The organism is Undibacterium sp. GrIS 1.8 (assembly GCF_040544445.1).
Taxonomy (GTDB): Bacteria; Pseudomonadota; Gammaproteobacteria; order Burkholderiales; family Burkholderiaceae_D; genus Undibacterium.
The window spans coordinates 51,526-77,353 of record NZ_JBEONQ010000025.1 but is presented as its reverse complement, the minus strand read 5'-3'; the positions used below and the strand labels follow the sequence as shown (position 1 = coordinate 77,353).

Genomic DNA, 25,828 nt, shown 5'->3' with positions numbered 1-25,828 from the left:
GCGAGTCCGGCGTCCACTGCGCTGTTCGCAGGTCAGCATCTTCAGTGGACGACCCAGACCGATAGCCATTGGGCGGCGGCGATGACGACGTCGCTGGTGTCGGGTGAGGCGACGAGTTTGTTTAGCCATGCGGGGGGGATTCAGGTGTTTGCGGGGAATGGTCCTTTGTCCTTGCAGGCGCATACCGGTCAGCTGGAGTTGTTGGCGGACAAGGCTATTACCGTGGTGTCAGTCAATGATCAGATTGAGATCAATGCCAAGCAGAAGATCACGCTGCAAGCAGGCCAGTCGTCGATTACCTTGGAGGGGGCGAATATTACGTTTGCTTGTCCGGGCAACTTTACGGTTAAAGGTGGACAGCATGCTTTTGATGCTGGGGCTAGGGGGGCGGCGACGCTTGCTCCTTTGCCTGATCGCATCGTCCCACCTATTCCCCCAGAAAAATCTTTGTTTGTAAAATACGATGAACAAATCGTTTATAAAGATGCCCACGACGCGCCAATAGCAGACATGCCTATTCATGTCGTCAACAAGACTGACAAAACGCAAAAAGTGACTAATAAAAGCCCAGAAAAAGGTGATATTGAGCGGCTGGATACAGCAAGTGCACAACCTCTGGACTACGCGCTGCGCTACTCAGCATTTAAGCTCAAAAAATAAGCCCTGTTGCCAAATCTTATTGCTGAGTTTGATCACTAAGCGATATTAATACGCATTACATTCACGGAAACTCCATCAATGGATCATACAGAAATAGAAAACGGCGTACATCTGGAAGTGTTGGGTACCTGCATGACCAACACCACGCCCAATTCTCAACATACCGCGACGGTGCAGTACAAGCATCTGTGGTCATTCGCCCAAGAAGCAGCCCTCATTGCCGTTTGTGAAAAAAGTCCCAAAGATGCTTGCTATTACTTGATTGATGACCCGGAACGTCGCGCCAAACGGATCGCCGCCAATTATGCCGATCTGTATTTCAAAAGCAGCGATAAATCCAAAGGTAATCTCCAGTTTTATTGGGTCGCACTCGCTGCCTTTGTCGTCAAAGATATTGTGGAGGCCTACCGCTTTGCTCGTGAAGAAGTCTTGCAACGTGAATGGAAGGATGTTGCCAGTGCCTTCCGTAATTCTTCACTAGCGGATATAGGCAGTCTGATGAGCAGCGGTAGCTCGCCGTACCAACATGTGATGCGAACCTATGCGGCGCTGGCCAGAGGTAATCTCTGGTTATTTATGGATATTTACCCTTGGCTCTGGTTTTTTATGGAATATGGTATCAATCGGGATGGCAGTCTGAATAAAACTCGGCTAGATGCCTGTCTGGGTGAGCGCAACTTAGCGACGTTTCAGATTCAATCCAAAACTGCTGTAGAAGAACTCCCTTTCGGCCCCGAATGGCTAGGCCGGCTCAGTGGCCGTCTGAGCGCAGATCCAGTCTACAAAAAGGCGGGCAGCTACTTTGACACACCACCCAGCTGGAGTCAGGATGGTGGTTACGGCCAATATACCGCCGCCACGCAATTAGCGCATAGTTACTGTAAAGCGCATGTAAAAGAATACGACAATGGATATCGCACCCCTGCTAGTCCGTATTGGGGCAAATTCAAAGAAGCTTACTTTGTGATGGAATCAGAACATATCGAACTGAGTCGTGTCGCTAAAGACAGCGCAGCCATCGCAGAGATTGTGAAGGCAAGGCAGTTTAAGGTGACGGGGGAGATTCGACAGGCGTATGCGAAAATCATCGAAGAACACTCAACTTCCGACAAAAACGAAAAATTTAATAATCAGAAAAAAGAACTTGCGATCATCGCGCAACACGAACAAGTCAATGTATTGCAGCCATTGATCTACAATGATCCCGAACTCAAAAAAACCATGGATATGAACCACGAATTTAGTCGCCTTACCGGTGGATGGTTATCACCGCAGTTCAAGGTGATATATAGCTTCGCTCCTAAAACAAATGATCCAAATTTACAAACTATTTTTGATGCGCCTGATGGACTCAAAGATCGGTTTACAGGTGCGAAAAAGAGTTTGCCTAATAAAGACGATAGGATGGAGTTTGTCGCTCAAATCGCTAAAGATTTTAATCGATTAATGTCTAAATACCGTCCGTACATGGAAGACGAATTGCGCAAAATTCAAGGATGGTTAAACGCATGAAGCGGCGGGGTATTTTGTTCGTATTTTTATTGGTTGCCGGGCTATTGGTTTATTACTATTTTGGGACAGAAAAAATGTCAGAGATTAAGTTTGAATTAGGTAAAAATATTGTAGAAACAGCAAAATCTACAGGAGTACCGAGGTTCAATTCTAGCAAAACCGCTGGACAAGTGTCGTACAGCATTAACCAAATTCCTGACGATATTCCTGCTCGCTATTCGAGACCAGGTTATGAGATAACAGCTTCATCACTGTTTGCTTTTACTATGTACGCTGATGAACCTGATAACAACAATCTCGCAGTTAACAATGTCACTCTACAATTTAAAGCACACATTAAAACCCACGAAGCAGGACAAGCCTTTGTTGAAAAGCTGATTGCACAATTTCAAAAAGGAAAATGGCAACGGTATATTCGTGAAAGCTGTCCAGCAGTATCAGGACGCTCGTCTTTATTAGATGAGGCTGGTAATTTAAATGTGGGTAAAGGCTGTGCGTTTGATCCTAGCTACAAATTAACACCAGAAGAATGGCGCGCCATGATGGGTGAAACGCAGCGCTATGAATGGGTAGGTGATGGTGTCGTTGCTAAATTGGAAGTCGACTACAGCAGTAATATTACCTATAAAATATTTTTAGAATTTGAAGACCTCGCCACCATGGTCAAAAGTGATCAGGAAAATCAGGCGCGTGACCTCAAAGAAGGTGATGCTAAAGGCTGGGGCAGCACGGCAAAGTACATGCAAGGCAAAAAAGAAACCGAAGCAAGAAATAAGATATTAGAAGCCAATGCCATCAAACGTGGTGACACTGTAGTTCCTCGATAATTACTGTTAAATAGTAAAAATAGATCGTCCAATCATTCTGCGCCTCCCAGACCATAATCGTGCTGGAAGGCGCATTTTTATTGGGCATTCTTTTGACATTTTTATAGATATTTTTTCGGTATGTTTTTGTACTCCCTCACCTACAACGACCCCAAGCTTAAAAAATCATGGATGTGAACCTCGACGTTACTCTTCTTCACCTCAATGCTTATCGCCTCAGTTCAAAGTCGTTTATAGATTCTCACGAAAAACTAATGGTCCGGATTAAAAACCATTTTTGATCTTGCAGATCACTTCAAACTGCGCTAAGAAGTTACAGCTTTAAGCGAGAGTCTGAAGCTATTCGGCATGAGTTCTTTATGTAAATATTAAACAGCCAGCGCTCTTGCTTTTGTGTTTGACCCCACATTCACCGCCGTCAAAATCGCCAGCACCTGGAACACACCGATGCAGACAAAAATCCAGCTTGGATGATGCGCATCCATGACTGCGCCAAACAGTAAGGGTGAGCATGCCAAGCCAGTATCCAGACCGGAATACACCACGCCATAGACGCGCCCTGTGGCATTTTTTGGTGCTGCTGCGCGTATCAACAAATCACGTGAAGGTCCGGCGACGCCAGAGCCAAACCCAATCGCGCCCATCAATACCACCGCTAGCGCGGCGTTAACCCAGCCCGTTGCCAGCAACAATGCAAAGCAACCTGCAACCGCAAAAGCAATACTGATAGTGCGATCATGCTGTGTCGTTTTGGCGGCGATAAAACCGCCCCACAACATGCCGGCAGCAGATGCGAGCATGTAAGCGGTATAAGCCGTGGTCGCCCATGCTAATGACATGCCATAGATCTCTCGCAAACCAACCGATGCAAAACTCTGTATACCGCCCAGCGCCATTGCCGTCATAAAGAAAAAAGCAAAACACATCCAGACCGCGGGCAAACGCATGAAATCCATTGTCCCACTGCTGACTTTAGCTGACATCGTCGCTGTACCAGACACAATGTTTGGCACCTCATCCGTACGCAAAACATCGCGATACACAAACAATACGATCAACACCACAACTGGCAAAAAGGCGGCAGATAACAGTGCCGTGCGCCAGCCTGCAAACCCAGCAATAGTCACCAAAAATAGCGGTGCCGCTGCCCATCCAAGATTGCCAGTAATTCCGTGTACCGAGAAAGCATATCCAAGGCGTGCAGGCGACACACGCTTGTTTAATAAAGTGTAGTCAGACGGATGAAATACACTATTACCCAGCCCTGCCAACATTGATCCAGCCATCAACATAAAATAATTTTGCGCACCAGATAACACCAGCGCTGCAACACCCAGACAGCTCACACCAAAAAACAGTACGGTTCTTGCTCCGATTCTATCCACCACAAAACCAGACAATGCTTGCCCAATACCCGACACCACAAAAAAGGCGCTCATCAGTAAGCCCAATTCTGCATACGATAAATTGAAAGCCTCTTTAATCCAGGGAAATAAGGGGGCCAGTATCAAGTGAAAAAAATGCGAAATACTATGCGCCATGCCGACCAAGCCAATCACTTGCGCGTCTTGTTTCATATTGCCCGGCTGCCGTTTTGTTTTACTGGTGCTGGTCATATTATTCTCGTCTCTGATTAGAATTAATATCGGTGGAACATCTAAGTAAGTCATAGATATCTATACTTAGGTGTGTCAATCCCTGTTGACTACCAGATTTAATTTTTTTAAATATTCTTGATCTGTCGTATGAATGTCCCTTGGCGATACGAAAACCAAAATAATATTGCAGCGATAGATAAAAAATTCCAGTAATCCGCAGGAGCAAATAAAAACCAGTTCTTATGCCAGGCCACATGTATAGGGTCAAAACGGGTTAATCCATAAGCAGGATTAAAAACAAACCACAAAAAATCTTCTACGATCCAAAACATCATAATGCAAGCCAGCGCCCTAGCTTCTAATTTGAGCGTCCAGCGTTGCGAGAAAAAAAACGGAAAATGGAAAAACATAGCAATAAAAGGAAATACCCAAGCGTGGTAGCCTGTCATCGGACGACCACCCCAAAAGATATCTAATAACCAGTGATGCTCTATCCGCCAGGTCGGTAAGTTGGCTGCCCAGCCCGCGCCGCCTTCAATCTGGATTTCTGTCTGCGCAAAAAATAAGCCCAATAATGCGACCCAAAACAAGGTGACGATCAGAGGAACAGCTGTATGGCTTAAGTCTCCGACCTTGGTTATCCGACCTGCGTCAGACTCAGGCTGCTTTGATTTTATTTGCGACATTATTGGCATCAATTGACTCTACTTTCTAAGGAGTTTTTAAAAACTCTTTGATGTGTTTTTACAGACTAACTCCAGCACTTGCCGCGCTGCATCGGCGCGACCTAATACGGTCGCTTTGGCACGCATATCTACCAGTTTTTCTGGATGTGCCAACAGATAACGGATACGATATTCCAGCGTCACATCATCAAAAGCTTTTAGTGCAACACCCTGCTCTAACAAGTAATCGGCATTACGCTCTTCTTGCCCTGGTATCGGTGAATTGACAATCATCGGCAAGCCCATCGCCAGACATTCTGAGGTCGTTAAACCACCCGGCTTAGTCACGACCAGATCGGCACATGCCATTAAACGTTCTACCTGATCGGTAAACCCTTGTGGCAATAAACGTCCGGGATAACGCGTTGCTAATCTCTGCAACTCAGCCAAAGCTGGTAAATTTTTTCCTGCTAAAACAATTAATTGAAAATCGCTATCTAAGGCCAATAAACGTGTTGCGATCGTATCCAGACTACCTAAGCCTGCGCCACCGCCCATTAACATAATCGTCATGCGAGCGGGATCAAGACCGAATTCTCTAGCGCATTCCACCCTATCTAACTGATTAGCAAAACTTGGCATGATCGGGATGCCGGTCACGTGGATCGTATCCGCTGCGATTCCCTGCGCCCGCATACGAAAAGCTACCTCTTCATTCGCAGCAAAATAGCCAGTCATGCGCTCATGCACCCACATTCTGTGTAAATCAAAATCTGTCACTTGTACCCAGACTGGACAATGTAAACGCTCTTTTTTTAGCAGCCTTGACAGCATTTCAGCAGGTAAAAAATGCGTACAGATAATTGCATCCGGTTTGAAGTTAGCAATCTCTTTGAGCAAAGCACGTGCGTTTAAACGTTCCAGCGCACGTCGCATTTTTTCCATCGTACTATCGGGCTGTGCCTCGTGCGAGGCCTGGTATAAATAGCCCCACAGTGTTGGTGCTTTATTGACCAGTTTGATATAAAAATCGGTATATAACTTACGAAATCCTGCCGTCATAAAATTCATCACATCGAGATGTGTCGCCACCACCTGATAGTGCGGATCAAGCGAATAAGCACGTATCGCCTCGGCGGCACGCATGTGGCCAGCACCGGCAGAAACGCTCAGAAGTAACACCTTTTTTTGCGTCATAGTTAAGTAGATTTTATGGATTGAATATTATTGGTAAGGAAAAATAGCTTATCTTGAATTGAACTGATCTATTGTTTTAACTATGCTCAGGATTATTTATCTCTAAGTATGTAGTCAAGGGATTAATAAGATTAATAAGATTAATAAATAAGCCAAATCAATATGCTATCCGGATAAGATGTCTAATCAGAGATATGTGATTAAATGTGCAAATAAAATCATGACAATATTTTGCCCTATTGTGTCAGCCCTTGGACAAACTTTACACATCGTCAAAATCAAATAACTCGGTAAATTTCGTTGGTAAAGTTCGATTATCGGATACCAGTCTTATGGAGTAGGTGAAGTCAGCGGAAGCAAGCGTATCAAATTTACTATTGAACTAATTTCTTCTATTTACCCGGGATTCGGACTTGCTATGAAAACGTTTCACTGTAATAAATGCTCCCAGCAGGTTTTTTTTGAAAACACTTTTTGCTTCAATTGCCAAAGTACGCTTGGCTATCAACACTTACAGACGACGGTCAGTAGTTTTGAGCCAGCAGATAACGGCAACTGGCGTAGTCTGAATCCGGCTGATGAGGGACGTCTCTACAAACAGTGTCAGAACTATGCCAATCAGCAGATATGCAACTGGATGATTGATGCTGGCGATACTTATGATTTATGTGCCTCATGCCGGATGACAGAAATTATCCCATCGCTTACCAGCGAGAAAAATCATCTGTTCTGGCAGCGGCTTGAATCAGCTAAACGGCGACTTCTGTATTCACTCTGGTCGCTCAAGCTACGACCCATCTCTAAGCAAGAAGACGAGGTCAACGGTCTGGCTTTTCAGTTCTTAGAAGATGGCGTTACCGAAGAAAAAATCTTTACGGGACATGATGACGGACTCATCACCATTAATATCGCTGAAGCCAATCCAGCAGAGCGCGAGCGGACGCGGGAGCAGATGCATGAACGATATAGAACTCTGCTCGGACATTTTCGCCATGAGAGCGGTCACTATTATTTCAACCGATTGATTGCCAACAGTCACTGGCTGGAGAGATATCGCGCACTGTTTGGCGATGAGCGCCAAGACTATAGCGAAAGTCTAAAGTTACATTATGAAAATGGCCCGCAAGCGCATTGGGAGCAGCGATTTATCAGCAGCTACGCGAGCTCGCATCCAGCAGAGGATTGGGCAGAAACTTGGGCGCATTATCTGCACATGGTGGATACGCTAGAGACTGCACATGCCTGCGGTCTGTCACTAAAACCTCAAAAATTTGCTGAGCCTGCAATGGAAATTACTGCTCCACCACTCAAGATCAATTCATTTGAGGAAATCATGAGCGACTGGTTTGCATTAACTTACGTGCTTAATAGTTTAAATCGCAGCGTTGGCACGCCGGACTCGTATCCCTTCAAACTGTCTTCGCCAGTTCAAGGAAAATTACAGTTTGTGCATGAAGTAGTGCTGGCGCATGTAGCTGCCGCACTACCTGTACAAGCACAATATCAAACTCAAACTCAGACCAACAATCAAACGATCTGACGGGGTAACTCAATTGCATGAAAAGCTTAGCGGCTCTTCATGCAACAATTCTTTGATCTACCGTAAAAATATTAATTTCTGATTTCTAAAGCTCGATTCAAGCTAAGTGCTGCCATCGAGCACGCTGCACCGGATAACAGGTACAGACTGACGTATTCAAGACCGAAATGAGAAGACAGTCCAAGTGCCACTAATGGTGCAAAGCCTGCGCCCACTAGCCATGCCAGATCAGAGGTTAAGGCAGCACCAGTATAGCGATACTTAGGTGCAAAATTGGCAGTCACGGCACCGGCAGCTTGGCCGTAAGATAACCCCAATATACTAAAACCTAACAAGATAAAAATATCTTGCCCAAGCTCGCTACCACCTAACAAAGCCGGTACAAATCCGCTCAGTACGGCAATCATCAGCGCCAAGGTGAATAACATCTTACGACGGCCGATACGATCTGCGACCAGGCCAGAGATAATAATGCCGACGATCATCAACACCGCACCTATCATCTGTATCTCTAAAAACCCACTTAGCGAGCGTTTGGAATAAATCGTAATCCAGGATAACGGGAACACCGTGACAAGATGAAACAGTGCGTAGCTAGCCAAAGCCGCGAGCGCACCAATCAACAGGTTACGACCTTGTGAGCGGGTCATCTCAACGATATTCGTTGGCTCCAGCTCACGCTCATCCAATAGTCGCTTATATTCGTTAGTAGAAACCAACCTCAAGCGGGCAAATAATGCCACCACGTTGATAGCAAACGCGACATAAAACGGATAGCGCCAGCCCCAATCCAGGAAGTCTTCACTAGACAAATTTGTGACCATATAAGCGAACAGACCAGCGGCAATCATGAAGCCCACTGGCGCGCCTAATTGCCCTAACATCGCGTACCAGCCACGTTTATTTTGTGGCGCATTTAGAGCAAGTAAAGAAGGCAAACCGTCCCAAGAGCCGCCCAGCGCAATGCCCTGCCCTATCCGCAGCAAAGAAAGTAACACGATAGAAGTTACGCCAAGATGGGAGTAAGTCGGGAGGAACGCGATCCCAGCGGTGGAAATACCAAGCAAAAATAAGGCAATGGTGAGCTTAGCTTCACGCCCCAGTCGCCGTTGGATTTCCATAAAAGTCACTGTGCCAAACGGACGGGCTAAGAATGCAAATGAAAAAATCACGAAGGCGTAAAGAGTGCCTTCTAATCGTTGCTCAAAAGGAAAAAAAACCTGAGGAAAAACCAGCACCGAGGCAATCGCATACACAAAAAAATCAAAATACTCAGACGCTCGACCAATCACGACACCAATTGCGATCTCACTAGGAGCAATCGACGAATGATCAGATTTAGTGTTTCTGACATTACTAATTTTAGAATCTGTCATATAGTTGGAAGGCAGTTCGTTATCGTTTGTACTAATGCTGGCCATAGTTGTCTCTCGAATTGTAGTTAGGTCGTTGAACGTTACTCTTTTTTTCGTGCTTATTTGAAAACTAGGACAAAACGTCCAATCGCCAAGGCATATCGGTAAGAGTACATTAGCATAAAATTTTCACACATACTGACTTATCACATCATGATTCCATTATTTGCACGTCGCGGATTAGCTCTCCTTCCTGCTGTTTTGCTGGCAGGCTGCAACACGGTAGTAATGAATCCATCAGGTGATATTGCTGCTCAGCAAAGCCACCTGATCTGGGTTTCAACATTGCTGATGTTGCTTATCATCGTTCCGGTGATCATTCTCACGATCGTATTTGCGTGGCGCTACCGAAAAAGCAATACCGCCGCGACATATGAACCTGACTGGGATCATTCAACTCAGCTAGAACTAGTGATCTGGGGCGCACCGCTGCTGATTATTATCGCTCTGGGCCTGATCACCTGGATCAGTACTCATACCTTAGATCCTTACCGTAAGTTATCGCGCCTAGATGAAAATCGCCCTATTCCTGTGGGCACCAAGACCTTAAATGTCGAAGTAGTAGCGCTGGACTGGAAATGGCTGTTCATCTACCCCGACCTTGGCATCGCTACAGTAAATGAGCTGGCTGCACCGGTGGATGTGCCTGTTCACTTTAAAATCACAGCATCTAGCGTGATGAATTCTTTCTTTATTCCTGCGCTGGCTGGTCAGATTTATGCCATGCCGGGAATGGAAACTTCACTCAACGCGGTGATTAATAAACCGGGTGAGTTTGAGGGCTTCTCTGCCAATTACAGTGGTGCAGGTTTTTCGGATATGCGCTTTAAGTTTCATGGCATGAGCGCTCAAAATTTCGATCTGTGGGTGCAAGCTACCAAAGCGAAAGCTCAGGTACTGGATCGAGCAAATTATTTGGAACTAGAAAAGCCAAGTCAGCGTGACCCGGTACGTCATTATGCGAGCGTTGATGCGGATTTGTATCATGCCATCCTGAATCGTTGCGTTGGTGCAGGCGAAGTCTGCATGGACAAAATGATGATGAGCGATGCTAGAGCAAATGCGAAAGCCTATGCTGCATCCAATGCCAAAGCAGATTTCACCAATATTTTTACGCAACGCCTGAAGCAAGATAACGCAACACGATTGTCCTTCAACATCGACGCTGAAATTTGTACAGCATCTCCTCTTACCATCGGAAAACAATGATGCAAGACCATATCGATTTGACGAAGCTGATCTTCGGCCGTCTCACTTGGGATGCGATTCCCTTTCACGAACCTATCCTATTAGCTACATTTATTGTGGTCGGTATCGGTGGTTTCGCAGTTCTTTCGGCGCTGACCTACTTCCGCGTTTGGGGTATGTTGTGGCGTGAATGGTTCACCAGTATCGACCATAAAAGAATCGGCATTATGTATGTAATTTTTGCACTGGTAATGCTGCTGCGCGGCTTTGCTGATGCCATCATGATGCGCCTGCAACAAGCACTGGCGTTTGGAGACTCAGCAGGTTTCCTGCCACCGCATCACTATGATCAGGTTTTTACGGCACACGGCGTAATCATGATCTTCTTTGTTGCGATGCCATTAGTGACTGGCTTGATGAACTATGTCGTGCCGCTGCAAATCGGCGCACGCGATGTGGCTTTTCCTTTCCTGAACAATTTTAGCTTCTGGATGACTGCATTTGGCGGCGGTTTAGTGATGGCTTCATTATTCGTTGGCGAATTCGCACGCACTGGCTGGCTGGCATATCCACCGCTCTCTGGAATCATGTCCAGTCCGGATGTGGGTGTGGACTACTATATCTGGTCGTTACAGATCGCGGGGGTCGGGACTTTGCTTTCGGGAATTAATCTGATTGCGACGATCATTAAAATGCGTGCCCCTGGCATGACCATGATGAAGATGCCAGTATTTACCTGGACTGCGCTGTGCACCAACGTGTTAATCGTTGCTGCCTTCCCTGTCCTTACTGCAGTGTTGGGTATGTTGTCGCTGGATCGTATGGTTGGAACGAACTTCTTCACCAATGACATGGGCGGCAACGCCATGATGTATGTCAACCTGATCTGGATTTGGGGTCATCCTGAAGTTTATATTCTGGTCTTACCTGCATTCGGTATTTTCTCTGAAATCGTATCGACATTCTGCAGCAAACGTCTGTTTGGTTACACATCAATGGTCTACGCGACAGTCGTGATTACTATCCTGTCCTACCTCGTATGGCTGCATCACTTCTTCACCATGGGATCGGGTGCGAGCGTCAATTCGTTCTTCGGCATTACGACCATGATTATTTCTATCCCGACCGGTGCGAAGATATTTAACTGGTTGTTCACGATGTACCGTGGCCGTATTCGTTTTGAATTACCTATGTTGTGGACCATCGGCTTTATGATCACATTCGTCATCGGTGGTATGACAGGCGTATTGTTAGCAGTACCGCCAGCCGATTTCGTTCTGCACAATAGTCTGTTCCTGATCGCTCATTTCCATAACGTGATTATCGGTGGCGTGTTGTTCGGTATGTTTGCCGGAATTAACTACTGGTTTCCAAAAGCTTTTGGCTACAAATTGGATGACTTCTGGGGTAAATGCTGCTTCTGGTTCTGGACGATTGGTTTCTACTTCGCTTTCATGCCCTTGTATGTACTCGGTCTGATGGGTGTAACACGACGTCTTAGCCATTTTGAAGATCCGTCTTTGCAAATCTGGTTCCAGATCGCTGCATTCGGTGCTTTCTTGATTGCCTTGGGTATCGCCTCCTTCATCATTCAGTTGTACGTCAGCTTTAAGCGTCGTGACTCTCTGCGTGACTTTACTGGCGATCCTTGGGGTGGCCGTACACTGGAATGGTCGACATCTTCGCCACCACCAGCATATAACTTTGCGTTCACACCAAAAGTCTATGACAACGATGCGTGGGCGGATATGAAGAGTAACCAATACGCTCGTCCTCAAGATGGTTTTGTGGCGATCCATATGCCGAAGAATACTGGTGCCGGTTTTGTCATCGCCTTACTGAGTGCCATATGTGGCTTTGCCCTGATCTGGCAAATGTGGTTGCTGGCAGGTTTGGGCTTTGCGGCAATGATGGTGGCAATTATTGTTCACACCTTTAATTACAAACGTGACTACTACATCCCTGTTGCTGATGTCGTCCATACTGAAGGCGAACGTACTCGCTTGTTAGGTACCGGCCAAGGTGTGAGCTATGTCTAATACTGTAACTTTTCCAAATGAGGGCACGAACTTGAATACCAGTTTGAACATCAGTGCAACTTCACACGCTGGCACGCATGTCAGCAGCGATTTTTATGTCAAAGAGCACCATCCGGAAAACGGCACTTTGCTCGGTTTCTGGCTCTACCTGATGAGCGACTGCCTGATCTTTGCCTGCCTGTTTGCAACCTATGCGGTACTTGGTCGTAACTATGCAGGCGGCCCTACAGGTGCAGAATTGTTTGACCTGCCCCTGGTTGCGATCAACACATCGTTGCTATTGTTGTCGTCTATCACTTATGGCTTTGCCATGTTGGAAATGCAGCGTAAGCGCGTCCCAGCCACCTTGATCTGGCTCGCCATTACCGGCCTACTTGGTGCCTGCTTTATTGGCTTTGAGTTATATGAGTTTGTGCATCTGATACACGAAGGTGCAGGTCCTCAGCGCAGTGGATTTCTGACTTCCTTCTTTGCCTTAGTTGGTACGCATGGCCTGCACGTGAGCTTCGGTATTATCTGGCTGATTACATTGATGTTCCAAGTTGGTCGTCATGGTATTACGCCAGAGAACAGCAGAAGACTGATGTGCTTGTCAATGTTCTGGCACTTTCTTGATGTGGTCTGGATTGGTGTATTTACTTTTGTTTATTTGATGGGAGTTTTACCATGAGCGTAAACCAAGAACACATGGCGCACGGTCACAGCGACCATCATGATGCTCACCACGAGCATGGTCATATGCATGCGGATCATGGCAGTCTGAAAAGCTATGCCACAGGATTTATCCTGGCAGTGATTTTGACCGCAATCCCATTCTGGTTGGTCATGGGCAAAGTCTTTGATAAATCAAGTACGACTGGATTTATCTTGTTGGGATTTGCGGCTGTACAGATCGTGGTGCATATGGTGTATTTCCTGCACATGAATACCAAGTCTGAAGGTGGCTGGTCAATGCTGGCGTTGCTGTTCACCGGCATGCTAGTCTTCATTATGATGAGTGGTTCGCTCTGGGTGATGTATCACTTAAATCACAATATGATGCCTGGCATGATGCATGAAACAGAAACCAAACCGGAATCGATCAGCGTGATGCCAATGCCGGCGACACAATCAACACCAGCATCATCACCGTTACCTGCGCCGGACAACATGAAGACTATGCCGTCTATGCGATGAGTAAGCCAGAACAAGAAATGGCAGGCGAGGACGCTGATCTGACACTAAAAATAGATTTACCCAATCGCACCAGCCGCCGATCCATGTTATTCAGATTTGCCTTCACCGCCTGCATGGGTATTATCTTTGCAGGTTTTATTTCTCTGGGAACCTGGCAAGTCAAACGTCTTCAATGGAAGCTTGATTTAATTGAACGTGTTGAACAACGCGTTCATGCTGCTGCAACACCCGCTCCTACTTCTGCTCAATGGCCGCGCATCAATGCAAGTGCAGATGAATATCGCCATATCCAAGTTACCGGTAATTTTTTGGCTGAAAAAAACACTCTGGTACAAGCGTCCACAGAATTGGGAGGCGGCTTCTGGGTACTGACGCCATTCAAGACAATAGATCAAAGTATCGTCCTGATTAATCGCGGCTTTATCCCGGAAAAGATGGCTGAATCGTATCGGACATTACCCCAAAAAGATCACTCCGATTTGACTAGCCCTAGCACGATCAATGTCAGCGGGTTAATGCGTATGACCGAACCGGGCGGAGGTTTTTTAAGAAAAAATGACCCTGCTGGTAATCGCTGGTATTCACGTGATGTGCAGGCAATTGCAGCTGCAAATGCTCTGACACAGGTAGCTCCTTTTTTTATCGATGCCGACGCTGGTACTAATGCCCCCAATACGTCATCACAAGATAAACTGAATACCCAGCGTGATGAGGACTCAAGAAATTACCCAGTCGCAGGCTTGACCGTGATCAACTTCCATAACAACCATTTAGTTTATGCTGTGGTCTGGTTCTTACTCGCAATCATGACGGGAGCTGCCTGGTTTTATGTCATCAGAGATAGAAAATATCAGCCTCGTCAGCATAGACCCTAGTCCGCCAGGAGCTTCAGCACTTAATTTTAAATATGATTTAAGATCTGCAAACATTCCAGAATAATCAGAATAAGCGGACATAGTGAGCATGGTAAAAAAGATCGTCCCTCAAAAAACTGAACAAGAGACCGCAGCTAAGTCGGTAACGAAGTCAGCGACTAAAACACTGGCAGAACAATCCGCCATCGCCATCGAGTACAAAAACTCCGCTGGACACAAGAATATGCTGCAGCTTATCCAGCTGCGCTGGATTGCCGTATTTGGGCAACTATCAACCATTTTGATAGTGATGCTTGGCTTTGGCATCCATTTGCCCTTAGTCAAAATGCTGGTTGTGCTTGTATGCTTAATCGCTTTCAATATTGCCAGTCATTTGCGCTGGCATGAGCGCGTGTATGTGACGAATGGCGAACTGGTTTTTGCATTACTCATCGATGTGTTTAGTCTGACGGCGCAGCTCTATTTTGGTGGCGGCACCTCTAATCCCTTTGCCTTCCTTTATCTGTTACAAGTCATTTTAAGTGCCGTGTTGCTAGAAGCCTGGTCAACCTGGATCATCGTTATCTTCACCAGTGCCTGTCTGGCCGGATTATCACTGTTTTCTGAGCCATTAACTTTGCCGCCCGCTGAAAACGGCGGGCTATCGCACTTGTATGTCGGTGGCTTGATTATTTGTTTTATGCTGAATGCCGCCCTGCTGGTTTTTTTCATTACCAGGATTGGTCACAATCTGCGCGCACGTGATGCCCAGCTCGCCGATCTGCGCCAACGGGCAGTCGAGGAAGATCATATTGTACGCATGGGTCTGCTCGCCTCTGGTGCCGCGCATGAATTAGGTACGCCACTGGCGACACTCTCCGTCATATTGGGAGACTGGCGACGGATGCCAGAATTCAGTAATAACGCAGAACTGCTGGAAGAAATCAGCGAGATGGAAACACAACTACAACGCTGTAAAAGTATCGTCAGCGGCATCTTGCTATCGGCCGGAGAAGCACGTGGTGAGTCCGCAGTCAAAACCACGATCAATACTTTTTTAAACGATCTCACCAGAGAATTTATCTCGACCAGACCAATAGTCTCGTTTGGTTTTGACAATCAGATTGAAGAGGATATTCCTATCGTCTTTGACACCGCTCTCAAGCAAATGGTCTGTAATGTACTCGACAATGCCTTAGAAGCCTCCCCAGACTGGCTGCGCATGGAAGTCAGGCGTGAAAACGATGCACTAATATTTACGGTCGCAGATAGCGGGCATGGTTTCGACCCCACCATCTTGTCACGCATCGGTGAACCTTATCAATCGACCAAAGGTCGTCCGGGTAGCGGACTAGGGCTATTTTTTGTCATCAATGTGGCACGCAAACTAGGTGGTCATGTCACGGCATCTAATCGCGACGAGGGCGGAGCCGTCGTACAATTAACATTGCCACTTGCCGCGATCATGCTTTAACCGAGATTTAACCTCAGGAATTTATTCACTATGTCAGAGAGTCGTCTGTTACTCATTATCGAAGACGATACTGCTTTTGCCCGCACACTAAGCCGCTCGTTTGAGCGACGTGGTTACACTGTTTTGCACGCGACCAGTATGGAGGATGCTGAGAAATTACTATCAGATCATTCTCCCGCCTATGCCGTCGTTGATCTGAAGTTAAACGGCCACTCATCCGGCCTTGCATGCGTGCAGCTTCTTCGTCACCATAATCCACAGATGTTGATTGTGGTATTGACCGGCTTTGCTAGTATTGCGACTGCGGTAGAAGCAGTCAAACTTGGGGCATGCCAGTACCTCTCTAAACCCTCCAACACAGATGATATTGAAGCTGCCTTCGGGCATATCGCCGGCACAGCGGAGGTAGAAATTACAAACCGCTCCACCTCCATCAAAAATCTGGAGTGGGAAAGGATTCACGAAGTTCTGGCAGAAACCGACTTTAATATTTCAGAAACAGCTCGAAGACTAGGCATGCATAGACGCACGCTGGCACGCAAGCTGGAGAAACAAAGGATTAAATAACCGGACCTGATGCAAACTCAGAGCATGACGATTATTTTTTCTCTTAAGCCCCGACAAACATCAGCAGACTCATTCTCGATTTTAGTCTGAAGAAATACTTCGACATCAGTATCAGAGCCATATTTACACAAATAGAACCGAGTCCTCCGGCTGAAAACAATACTTCAACAATACCCATTTTTTGTAGCCAGACCGTCGGGATCAATAGAAAACGCTCCATCGACTTATTTTGTTCATGAAATACCCTAACTAATTTTCCATACATCTGTTTGAAGGAGTCACAAAATTGTGACTGATCGCATTTTTCTCGTTGCCCAAATATGCGATGGCGATGCATTCCCCCATTTTGGTTTAAATATATAATGCTCATTTTTTACTCCTTAAAGTGTCAAGTCACTCATTAAATGCAACGCAATCCTTTTAAGCTTGCGTTGATTGCGATGTCCAAAGGCGTATTTGGCTCTTGACCAAGCACCTCAATTAATTTCGCGTTGCTCATTTTTAATGGCGACGTCCACAAATAGCGAAGCTCCAGCATTTCTTTCACCGTAGGACTAAAAAATGCGATTAAAGGCATCAGATACCAAGGAAAACTTTTGATCTTAATCGCCGGGTTTCCAACGACTCTGCGGATGGAATCAACAATTTCGGTACCGTCTTGGTCCCAGTGACCATTCATATGAAATACATCAAAGATTTTTAACTTTTCGCTGCTCTCAATAAGTCCGACCATGGTTTCCGCGACATCGGGCAAATAAGCCCATTGATGCCCTGTTCCCATTTTGCTTGGATACTGAATAGACTCAATTTTTCGCCCAGGAACGACCAATGCTTGTGAGAACCAGCTGCTCAGTGTTCGAGGTCCGAAAAAATCTCCGGCCCTGACGATTAATGATTTCACTCCCTGAAGTGAGGCCATACGCAGACGATTTTCTAACTCGACCCGAATTTTTCCTTTTTTGGTAACAGGTAATTGGGCAGAGTTTTCATCTACATCAAAGTTGATGTCTGGCGCGTAGTTATATACCGTCCCAGGCAATAAAATGCGCGCCCCGGTTTGCTTAGCCGCGGCAATGGTGTTGTCAATCATCGGTAACACCAATTTATCCCAATCGCGGTAGCCAGGTGGATTCACCGCATGCACAATTAAGCTCGCTCCAGTTGCGGCATTGAGGACGTCAAGCGAATTCATTGCATCTCCCGCTACCCAGAAAATTCCGTCCTGTCCCAGAGAGACACTGTGAATATTTCTGACCAGTCCTGTAACTTCCCATCCTCGCTTGACGAGGAGTCTGGCAACTTCGCCGCCGATTCCGCCGGTTGCACCGAGTACCAGAGCTTTTTTTACTGAAGTCATTTGATTTCCTTTTGTTAAATGTAAGTGACGTTTGAATTTTGGCCTTTAAGCGAGTTAAATACAATTGACGAAATACGTGTACCTGATATACATTTTTGTATGGATAAAAATCACATCAATTGGGATCATTACAAAGCAGCTCTTGCGGTGTTAGAAGAGGGGTCACTCTCTAGTGCGGCACGGGCATTGGGCTTGACCCAGCCGACGATAGGAAGACAGATTGAAGCGCTGGAGAAAGCGCTCGGTGTCACTTTATTTACCCGCTCTCAAAACGGATTGACGCCGACAGTCAGCGCACTTGCACTACGTCCTTATGCAGAGAATCTGAAAACAACGACCGCAGCCCTAGAGCGAGCCATTTCTGCAGAGGCGAAAGAAGTTCGGGGTGCGGTGCGCATCACGTCATCGATTGTCATCGGTATTGAAGTCTTGCCGCCCATACTTGCAGAATTACGGCAGCTTCATCCTGGTTTAGAAATAGAACTCGTACTATCTGACCTGAATCAGGACTTACTAAATCGGGATGCAGACATCGCTATACGAATGGCAAAGCCGACCCAGGAAGTATTGGTAAGCAGGCGTATTGGTGTTGTCAAATTAGGCTTGTACGCCCATCAAAATTATCTGAACAAACACAACATACCCATCGAAATTAGCGATTTATCTAATCACAGTTTGATCGGTTTTGATAGCGTGATGCCCTACATGCGGGCATTCCAAGAGGCATATCCTTTTCTCCGGCGAGAGCATTTCAGCTTGCGGGTCGATAGCGGCGTCGCTCAATTAGCGGCAATACGCGCTGGATTTGGCATAGGAATTTGCCAGGACTTACTGGCAAAACGTGATGAAAATCTGGTTCACATTTTGCCTGCCGATTTCTGCATAGAATTTCCGACCTGGATTGTGATGCATGAGGATTTGAAACTCAATGCACGCTACAAAACATGCTTTGATTTTTTGGTCACGAAGTTACTTGAGATTATTCCAAACTAATACCTACTTTGGTTATTGCCACAGGCGGAGTCAGAAACGATACAAATAGCTAATTTGTGCGTTGCAAAACATTTCGTTACAAAAACGCAAGGCACACCGTAGCAGTAAAAATTATCTATGCTCACGACGATTTTTGGCTTAAAGCTTACTAAACTGCACAATCTATTAAATAAATATACTCCCAGTATGTATATATAGATTGTCCATATATTATTTGGACAATAAGGCTATTTTCATTAAATTAATGGGGAGTATATTTATTCCGTGCGACTTAAGTCTTATAAAATTCACAAAAATAATGCTTAATCAAGCGCCTTAGCTTTGTCTGTACTTGCACGCATTTGCTGCAGAAATTACGCATTTTAGGTAACAACTTTACGGGTCAGATTTAGACGCTAGTAAGCGAATTCATTTACACTTTTCATCGCTCGACGCAGTAACCACACCTGAGTAATTTAAACGCTGTTTTTTGCACCACCATCGCTGTAAACTCCGCTGCAAATTTTTAGCCATCACTGCGGTGATGATGATTGCCATTATTGTTAAGCCTGATCAAACCGAGTATGTCCTAGGGAAGTCGATTTAAGATGTGGATCGTTCAAATTGCATTGCGAAGGCCTTACACGTTTATCGTGATGGCGCTATTGATTTTATTATCGACGCCACTGGTGCTGACCAAGATGGCGACCGATATTTTTCCGGAAATTAATATCCCCGTCGTCAGTATTATCTGGAACTACAACGGCCTGTCTGCGCAAGAAATGGGGCAGCGCATCGCCGCTGTCAATGAGCGCAGTCTGACAACTACGGTCAACGATATTGAACATATCGAGTCCCAATCGCTGGCTGGCATTTCCATCATCAAGATTTTTTTCCAGCCCAATGCCAATATCCAGACGGCGATTGCACAAGTAGTCTCTATCGAACAGGCGCAATTACGCCAGCTACCGGCAGGTATTACACCGCCGCTGGTGATTAAATATTCGGCATCCAGCATCCCTGTCATTCAGCTTGGGTTATCGAGTGCGACGATGAATGAGCAATCGCTGTTTGATACTGCCGTCAATTTTTTACGTCCACAATTAATCACTATTCCGGGCGCCGCGGTGCCCTTCCCTTTTGGCGGCAAATCCCGGCTTGTTTCAGTAGATTTAGACACGCAAGCGCTGCTAGCAAAGGGACTGACACCAACAGATGTAGTGAATGCCGTGAATGCGCAAAATCTGGCGTTGCCTTCCGGTACCGCTAAAATCGGCGCGACTGAATTCAACGTCAACATGAACGGATCACCGGATACGATTGCCGGGTTGAACAATATTCCGGTATTGAATAAAAACGGCACCATGACTTATCTGTCAGAAGTCGCACGCGTACGCGATGGCTTCTCGCCCCAAACCAATATTGTCCGGCAGAATGGCGAGCGTGGTGTGCTGCTATCGGTGCTCAAGAACGGTGGCTCGTCAACACTCGACATCGTCAATAATCTGCGCAATATCTTGCCTACCGCCTTACAAACCCTGCCTAAAGAATTAAAGATCACCCAACTGTTTGACCAATCTGTCTTTGTTAAAGCCGCGATTACCGGCGTCATCCACGAGGCGCTGATCGCTGCGGTATTGACCGCTGCCATGATTTTGCTATTTTTGGGTAACTGGCGCAGCACTTGCATCATTGCCGTCTCAATTCCTCTGTCCATTCTGGCATCGATACTGGCGCTGTATGCGCTGGGAGAAACCATCAATATTATGACTCTGGGCGGGTTAGCGCTGGCAGTCGGCATACTGGTGGATGACGCAACAGTGACGATAGAAAACATCGAGCGACACTTACATCAAGGCTCTGATTTGCATAAAGCGATACTGGACGGTGCCGGTGAAATCGCCATCCCTGCGCTGGTTTCTACGCTGTGTATTTGTATCGTGTTTTTGCCAATGTTTTTCCTAACTGGTGTTGCACGCTATTTATTTGTGCCTTTGGCAGAAGCTGTGGTTTTTGCGATGCTGGCATCCTATGTCTTATCACGTACTCTGGTACCGACCATGGTCATGCTGATGATGGATCATTCGCATAGAGATCCATCAGCAAAGCCAAGCTTACTGCAACGGGTCTATCGCAAATTTGACGCCGCATTTGAAAAATTCCGTGGTGGCTACATCATTATTTTATCTACGCTACTCACGCATAGAAAAATGTTTGGCGGCATGTTCCTCGGCTTTTGTATTTTGTCTTTAGGTTTGGTATTTGGCTTGGGAAGAGATTTCTTTCCTAGCGTCGATTCTGGTCAGATACGTCTCCATATGCGTGCGCCGACAGGTACCCGTATTGAAGAGACGGCCCGTATTGCCGATGAAGTGGAAAAAGTCATCCGCGAGATGATCCCAAAAGAAGAAATCGGTACCGTGCTCGACAATCTTGGCTTACCGTATAGCGGCATTAACCTGTCCTACAGCAATGCAGGCACGATAGGCACGCTGGATGGCGAGATTCTGATCTCACTGGACGAAGATCACCGTCCTACCGCGACCTATGTTGAGCGGCTGCGTCGTGAACTGCCAAAGCGTTTCCCAGGGGTAGAATTTTTCTTCCAACCGGCCGATATCGTGACGCAGATTCTGAACTTCGGCTTACCGGCAGCCATGGATATCCAGATCGCTGGCAATAATCTTCCGTCCAATTACCGCTACGCCAGTGATCTGATGAAACAAATTAAACAGATACCTGGTGCAGTGGATGTACATATCCAGCAAAGGATGGATCAGCCTACCTTAGCCTTAAATGTGGATCGTAGCCAGATCAAACAGCTAGGTTTAAATCCGGTTGATGTCGCACAGAACTTGCTGGTGTCTTTGTCGGGCAGCTTTCAGACTGCGCCTGCTTTCTGGCTTAATCCGGTGAATGGCATTGTGTATAGCATCGCTGTGCAAACGCCACAGCATCAGGTCAGTGATTTAAATGCCTTATTGCGCACGCCTGTGCGCTCCAGTTCGGTTGCGAATACAGCGGGCGATGGCATCGTCCCCTCGCAAATTCTGAGCAATCTGGTGAGCGTAAAACCAGCGCAACAAATGGCGGTAGTCTCGCATTACAACATCACACCTGTGATTGACTTATATGTCAGCGTAGAAGGCCGTGATCTGGGCGGTGTATCTAATCAAGTAGAAAAACTGGTGAACGACTTACGACCAACATTGCCACGTGGTACCCGGATTGATATCCGTGGACAGGTACAAACAATGAAGTCCTCTTTCATCGGTCTGGGTATTGGTTTGCTGATGGCGATTGTTTTGGTGTATTTGCTGATCGTGGTCAATTTCCAATCTTGGGTGGACGCCTTTATCATCATTACGGCATTGCCTGCTGCCTTGGCTGGCATCGTCTGGATGTTATTTTTAACGGGAACTACACTGAACGTTCCCGCCTTGACTGGCGCGATTATGACCATGGGCGTCGCCACCGCTAATAGTATTTTGATGGTCTCGTTTGCTCGTCAGCGCCTCAACGACGGATTGCCGCCGCTGTCAGCCGCATTGGAAGCCGGAGCTACTCGCATCAGACCTGTGTTGATGACTGCGCTGGCAATGATTATCGGTATGATCCCGATGGCAATCGGTCTGGGTGAAGGGGCAGAACAAAATGCCCCGCTTGGTCGCGCAGTAATCGGCGGTTTGCTGTTCGCTACGGTATCTACTTTATTTTTTGTTCCGATCGTCTTTGCCAGTATCCATCGCTACCTTGAGCATCGCAAGCAAGCTACTGCTGCCACAAATAATACTTCCCCCGTACCTCCATCATCGCCTGTTGTAGAAGAAGGAAAGTCCTGATATGTCCGATCAACGCCACGCCGTCCTTGGTATACATAGCGCGCAAAGCCATGAGGCAAATGCTGAGCAACATTCCAACCCTCATGCACACGCGCATCCACATCACCACCGAGGCCCTATTTTGAAACGAGCTAAATTGATCGGCGCCTCGACGTTAGCGCTGCTGGTAGTGGGTGCCATCATCACCATGGGCTTACGCGTTATTCAAACTAACGCACTGGCAGAATCAACCGCAGAGCACGCCAAAATCTATGTCACTACGGTGAACGCCAAAGCGTCTGGAAATACCGACGCCTTAACCTTGCCTGGCACGCTACAAGGCATAATCGAATCGCCTATTTATGCGCGTAGCACCGGCTATGTATTGCGCTGGAATAAAGACATCGGCAGTAAAGTCAATAAAGGAGAAGTGCTGGCAGAGATTGACACACCAGAAATTGATCAGCAATTAGCACAAGCCATCGCCGCCCGCCAGCAAGCCGCATCCAGTTTAGAACTTGCCAAATCGTCCGCTGAACGCTGGGAAGCATTACGTAAAAAAGACGCCGTAACCCAACAGGAATTGAACGAACGTTCCAGCGCCTTTACACAGGCACAAGCGAATTTTGCATCTGCCGAGGCCAACGTCCGTCGCTTGCAAAAATTGGAGGAATTTAAAAAAATTACCGCGCCGTTTTCTGGTGTGGTAACACGGCGTAATGTAGAAATCGGCGATTTGATTGATGCCGGCAACGGCGGTGCAGGACGCGCCCTGTTCACGCTGGCGCAGGTCGATACCTTGCGTGTGTATGTCTATGTGCCACAAGCATATGCGCAACGGATCAAGGCTGGCGACACGGTCAAAGTGACTCAGAGTGAGATGTCGGGTCAGACCTTCCAGGGTACGGTCGCACGCACAGCCGGTGCGATCGATGCAGCAACCCGCACCATGCAGATGGAAATTAACTTAAACAATAAAGACGGCAAATTATTAGCAGGCTCATACGTACAGGTTGTGTTGCCCGTCAGCGGCACTTCCAATGCCATGATTGTTCCGTCTAACGTGATTTTGTTTCGTCCTGAAGGCACCCAAATTGCCGTCGTAGATGCGCAAAGTCATGTCAAGCTGCGGACTGTCAGCATAGGACATGATCTGGGTAATGCGCTGGAAATTTTAGATGGCATCAGCTTGTCTGACAAACTCATACTCAATCCAGCAGACTCGCTGGCTGAGAATGACGCAGTTACTGTGATGCCTGCAAAGGTGGCGGAAAAAACGGCTGAAAAACAGAGCAATAGTGATGTCCCAACGAAGAAGGCCGGCTCATGAAGTCCACTCGTCTTTCTCGGACATTGGCAACGTCATTGGCTACAACACTGGCACCGGCTAGCCTCGTCGCTTCATTAGCATTGTTAGCTGGCTGCTCCAGCGCACCGAACTATAAAAAACCAGAAGTCGTGATGCCGGCTGCATGGCAATCCACCGCACCATTTGTACAAGGCACTCCAGCCGATCACATACCAAAGGGACAGTGGTGGGTGATATTTCAGGACCCACAACTTAATCAGCTAGAACAACAAGCGATCACCCAAAATCAAACATTACAAGTAGCGGTTGCGCGTCTGGAACAGGTACGTGCCCAGGTCAGCGTCAGCGCTGCGGGCTTATTTCCGCAAGTCGGATTACAAGCTGGTGCTGCGCGCCAAAAAACCTCGGCCGACCGCCCGCTCGCGTCCTACAACACGGCAAACCAATCGACAGTACAAAATAATTTTCAGCTCGGATTCGCGGTGAATTATGAGGCAGACTTATTTGGTCGTGTCCGCAACACCGTGGCCAGCGCACGGGCAAGTTCTGAGCAAGCGGCAGCCGATTTTGAAAATATACGCTTAGTGCTGACCTCAGAACTCGCTGCAGATTACTTTAATCTGCGCGCACTAGATTCCGAGATTGATGTGCTCAGCCAAGGTGTGAAGCTACAGGAAAAAGCACTGAATTTCATCGATGCACGGCATGAATTAGGCGTTGCCTCCGGCCTCGATCTGGCACAACAGCAGGCCTTGCTTGACGCGAGTAAAACGCAGCTCAGTTTATTGCAGAACCGTCGCGCACAATATGAACATGCCTTAGCCACAATGACTGGCACGCCAGCACCTAATTTTAAGTTAGCGCCGGCGATGATTACAATGCTGCCGCCCGCAATGCCGGTAGGCTTGCCTTCTGACGTATTGCAACGACGCCCTGACATCGCCGCAAGCGAGCGTGCCGTTGCTGCTGCCAATGCCAATATCGGCGTCGCCCGGTCTGCCTATTTCCCTACCCTGCTGCTACAAACCAACGGCGGTTGGGATGCTAACCAGATCAGTAATTTATTTAACGCACCTAGCTTGTTATGGTCATTAGGCACAGCACTGACACAAACTCTGTTTGATGCAGGCAAAACTAACGCGACGGTTAAAGTCAGCGAAGCGTTCTACACCGCCTCGGTCGCCAGTTATCGCCAAAGCGTACTGGTTGCCATGCAAGAGGTTGAAGATGGCATGACCGGATTAAGCATCCTAAACGACGCCGGCAAACAAGCAAACGCCAGCGTGCGCAGCTCGCAACGCGTACTAGATCTCGCCAATGATCGCTACACAGGCGGCCTGGATACCTATTTAAACGTCATAACAGCGCAGCAAACTCTGCTCAACAATCAACGTCAGGCAGTACAAATCAACGGTCAGCAAATGCTGACATCGGTGTATCTGATTAAGGCTTTAGGTGGTGGATGGGATGGTGCTCGGGATGCCGAATCGAACAGACCTTGAGTTTGCTTAGAGCAGATGTTGAGCGGATGTTGAACGTAAGCGGAGCTGATCTAAATTAACTCGCAGTGACGGTATTTTCAGTAAAAATAATGAAATAAATGCATTGAAATCAATATACTCCCCCTTATTTTTAATAAATATGTCCTCCTACCCAA

21 protein-coding genes are annotated in these 25,828 nt (G+C 46.9%); 15 read left to right on the top strand and 6 right to left on the bottom strand.

What is annotated here, in order from left to right; all coding sequences use genetic code 11:
• The 3 genes from AAKU64_RS13290 to AAKU64_RS13280 form a co-directional block, all read left to right on the top strand.
• Positions 1 to 660 (top strand): DUF2345 domain-containing protein (locus AAKU64_RS13290; RefSeq protein ID WP_354362234.1); only part of this gene is annotated, 660 nt, incomplete at its 5' end.
• Between the two features lie 78 nt (positions 661 to 738).
• Positions 739 to 2,172, top strand: coding sequence for a DUF2515 family protein (locus AAKU64_RS13285; protein ID WP_354332484.1), 1,434 nt, complete (start codon positions 739 to 741; stop codon positions 2,170 to 2,172).
• Positions 2,157 to 2,999 (top strand): hypothetical protein, encoded by an 843-nt coding sequence (locus tag AAKU64_RS13280; protein ID WP_354332486.1) that lies wholly within the window; start codon positions 2,157 to 2,159, stop codon positions 2,997 to 2,999. Before AAKU64_RS13285 ends, AAKU64_RS13280 begins: the two co-directional genes overlap by 16 nt.
• Before the next feature lie 368 nt (positions 3,000 to 3,367).
• On the opposite strand, the gene AAKU64_RS13275 is transcribed toward AAKU64_RS13280, so the two are convergent.
• The 3 genes from AAKU64_RS13275 to AAKU64_RS13265 all read right to left on the bottom strand — a co-directional run bounded on the left by AAKU64_RS13275 (position 3,368) and on the right by AAKU64_RS13265 (position 6,459).
• Positions 3,368 to 4,615, bottom strand: a complete 1,248-nt coding sequence (locus AAKU64_RS13275) for an MFS transporter (RefSeq protein ID WP_354332488.1) — start codon at positions 4,613 to 4,615, stop codon at positions 3,368 to 3,370.
• A 107-nt stretch (positions 4,616 to 4,722) separates the two neighbouring features.
• A complete protein-coding gene (locus AAKU64_RS13270; RefSeq protein WP_354332490.1) occupies positions 4,723 to 5,283 on the bottom strand; it encodes a hypothetical protein in 561 nt (186 codons plus the stop codon).
• 36 nt (positions 5,284 to 5,319) lie between these two features.
• Entirely contained in the window at positions 5,320 to 6,459 is a 1,140-nt protein-coding gene (locus AAKU64_RS13265; protein ID WP_354332491.1) for an MGDG synthase family glycosyltransferase, read from the bottom strand.
• 418 nt (positions 6,460 to 6,877) lie between these two features.
• Between AAKU64_RS13265 and AAKU64_RS13260 the strand changes: the two genes are divergently transcribed.
• Positions 6,878 to 7,999: a zinc-binding metallopeptidase family protein gene (locus AAKU64_RS13260; protein ID WP_354332493.1), complete on the top strand. Its 1,122-nt coding sequence runs from the start codon at positions 6,878 to 6,880 to the stop codon at positions 7,997 to 7,999.
• Positions 8,000 to 8,070: 71 nt separating this feature from the next.
• Here the strand turns inward: AAKU64_RS13260 and AAKU64_RS13255 are convergent, their stop codons facing one another.
• Positions 8,071 to 9,375, bottom strand: a complete 1,305-nt coding sequence (locus AAKU64_RS13255) for an MFS transporter (protein WP_354332577.1) — start codon at positions 9,373 to 9,375, stop codon at positions 8,071 to 8,073.
• Between the two features lie 192 nt (positions 9,376 to 9,567).
• Between AAKU64_RS13255 and cyoA the strand changes: the two genes are divergently transcribed.
• The 7 genes from cyoA (at position 9,568) to AAKU64_RS13220 (ending at position 16,712) form a co-directional block, all read left to right on the top strand.
• A complete protein-coding gene (gene cyoA / locus AAKU64_RS13250; RefSeq protein ID WP_354332495.1) occupies positions 9,568 to 10,623 on the top strand; it encodes a ubiquinol oxidase subunit II in 1,056 nt (351 codons plus the stop codon).
• Entirely contained in the window at positions 10,623 to 12,641 is a 2,019-nt protein-coding gene (gene cyoB, locus AAKU64_RS13245; RefSeq protein ID WP_354332496.1) for a cytochrome o ubiquinol oxidase subunit I, read from the top strand. The genes cyoA and cyoB overlap by 1 nt, the downstream gene beginning before the upstream one ends.
• Positions 12,634 to 13,311 carry a cytochrome o ubiquinol oxidase subunit III gene (gene cyoC / locus AAKU64_RS13240; RefSeq protein ID WP_354332498.1) on the top strand — a complete coding sequence of 226 codons (678 nt, stop codon included), beginning with the start codon at positions 12,634 to 12,636 and terminating at the stop codon, positions 13,309 to 13,311. The genes cyoB and cyoC overlap by 8 nt, the downstream gene beginning before the upstream one ends.
• 17 nt (positions 13,312 to 13,328) lie before the next feature.
• Positions 13,329 to 13,817, top strand: a complete 489-nt coding sequence (gene cyoD, locus AAKU64_RS13235) for a cytochrome o ubiquinol oxidase subunit IV (protein ID WP_354362235.1) — start codon at positions 13,329 to 13,331, stop codon at positions 13,815 to 13,817.
• Entirely contained in the window at positions 13,814 to 14,692 is an 879-nt protein-coding gene (locus tag AAKU64_RS13230; RefSeq protein ID WP_354332500.1) for an SURF1 family protein, read from the top strand. The genes cyoD and AAKU64_RS13230 overlap by 4 nt, the downstream gene beginning before the upstream one ends.
• A gap of 88 nt (positions 14,693 to 14,780) precedes the next feature.
• A complete protein-coding gene (locus tag AAKU64_RS13225; RefSeq protein WP_354332580.1) occupies positions 14,781 to 16,145 on the top strand; it encodes an ATP-binding protein in 1,365 nt (454 codons plus the stop codon).
• Positions 16,146 to 16,175: 30 nt separating this feature from the next.
• Entirely contained in the window at positions 16,176 to 16,712 is a 537-nt protein-coding gene (locus tag AAKU64_RS13220) for a response regulator transcription factor (RefSeq protein WP_354332502.1), read from the top strand.
• 43 nt (positions 16,713 to 16,755) lie between these two features.
• On the opposite strand, the gene AAKU64_RS13215 is transcribed toward AAKU64_RS13220, so the two are convergent.
• Positions 16,756 to 17,082, bottom strand: a complete 327-nt coding sequence (locus AAKU64_RS13215; protein WP_354332504.1) for a hypothetical protein — start codon at positions 17,080 to 17,082, stop codon at positions 16,756 to 16,758.
• A 30-nt stretch (positions 17,083 to 17,112) separates the two neighbouring features.
• A complete protein-coding gene (locus AAKU64_RS13210) occupies positions 17,113 to 18,069 on the bottom strand; it encodes an NAD(P)H-binding protein (RefSeq protein WP_354332506.1) in 957 nt (318 codons plus the stop codon).
• 99 nt (positions 18,070 to 18,168) lie between these two features.
• Here AAKU64_RS13210 and AAKU64_RS13205 point away from each other — a divergent pair, with 99 nt between their 5' ends.
• The 4 genes from AAKU64_RS13205 to AAKU64_RS13190 all read left to right on the top strand — a co-directional run bounded on the left by AAKU64_RS13205 (position 18,169) and on the right by AAKU64_RS13190 (position 25,673).
• Positions 18,169 to 19,062, top strand: a complete 894-nt coding sequence (locus AAKU64_RS13205; protein WP_354332508.1) for a LysR family transcriptional regulator — start codon at positions 18,169 to 18,171, stop codon at positions 19,060 to 19,062.
• 587 nt (positions 19,063 to 19,649) lie between these two features.
• Entirely contained in the window at positions 19,650 to 22,883 is a 3,234-nt protein-coding gene (locus AAKU64_RS13200; protein WP_354362233.1) for an efflux RND transporter permease subunit, read from the top strand.
• A gap of 1 nt (position 22,884) precedes the next feature.
• Positions 22,885 to 24,192, top strand: coding sequence for an efflux RND transporter periplasmic adaptor subunit (locus AAKU64_RS13195; protein ID WP_354362232.1), 1,308 nt, complete (start codon positions 22,885 to 22,887; stop codon positions 24,190 to 24,192).
• The gene (locus AAKU64_RS13190; RefSeq protein ID WP_354362231.1) at positions 24,189 to 25,673 is read left to right on the top strand and encodes an efflux transporter outer membrane subunit; all 1,485 of its coding nucleotides are present in this window, start codon (positions 24,189 to 24,191) and stop codon (positions 25,671 to 25,673) included. The genes AAKU64_RS13195 and AAKU64_RS13190 overlap by 4 nt, the downstream gene beginning before the upstream one ends.
• The last annotated feature ends 155 nt before the right edge of the window (positions 25,674 to 25,828 follow it).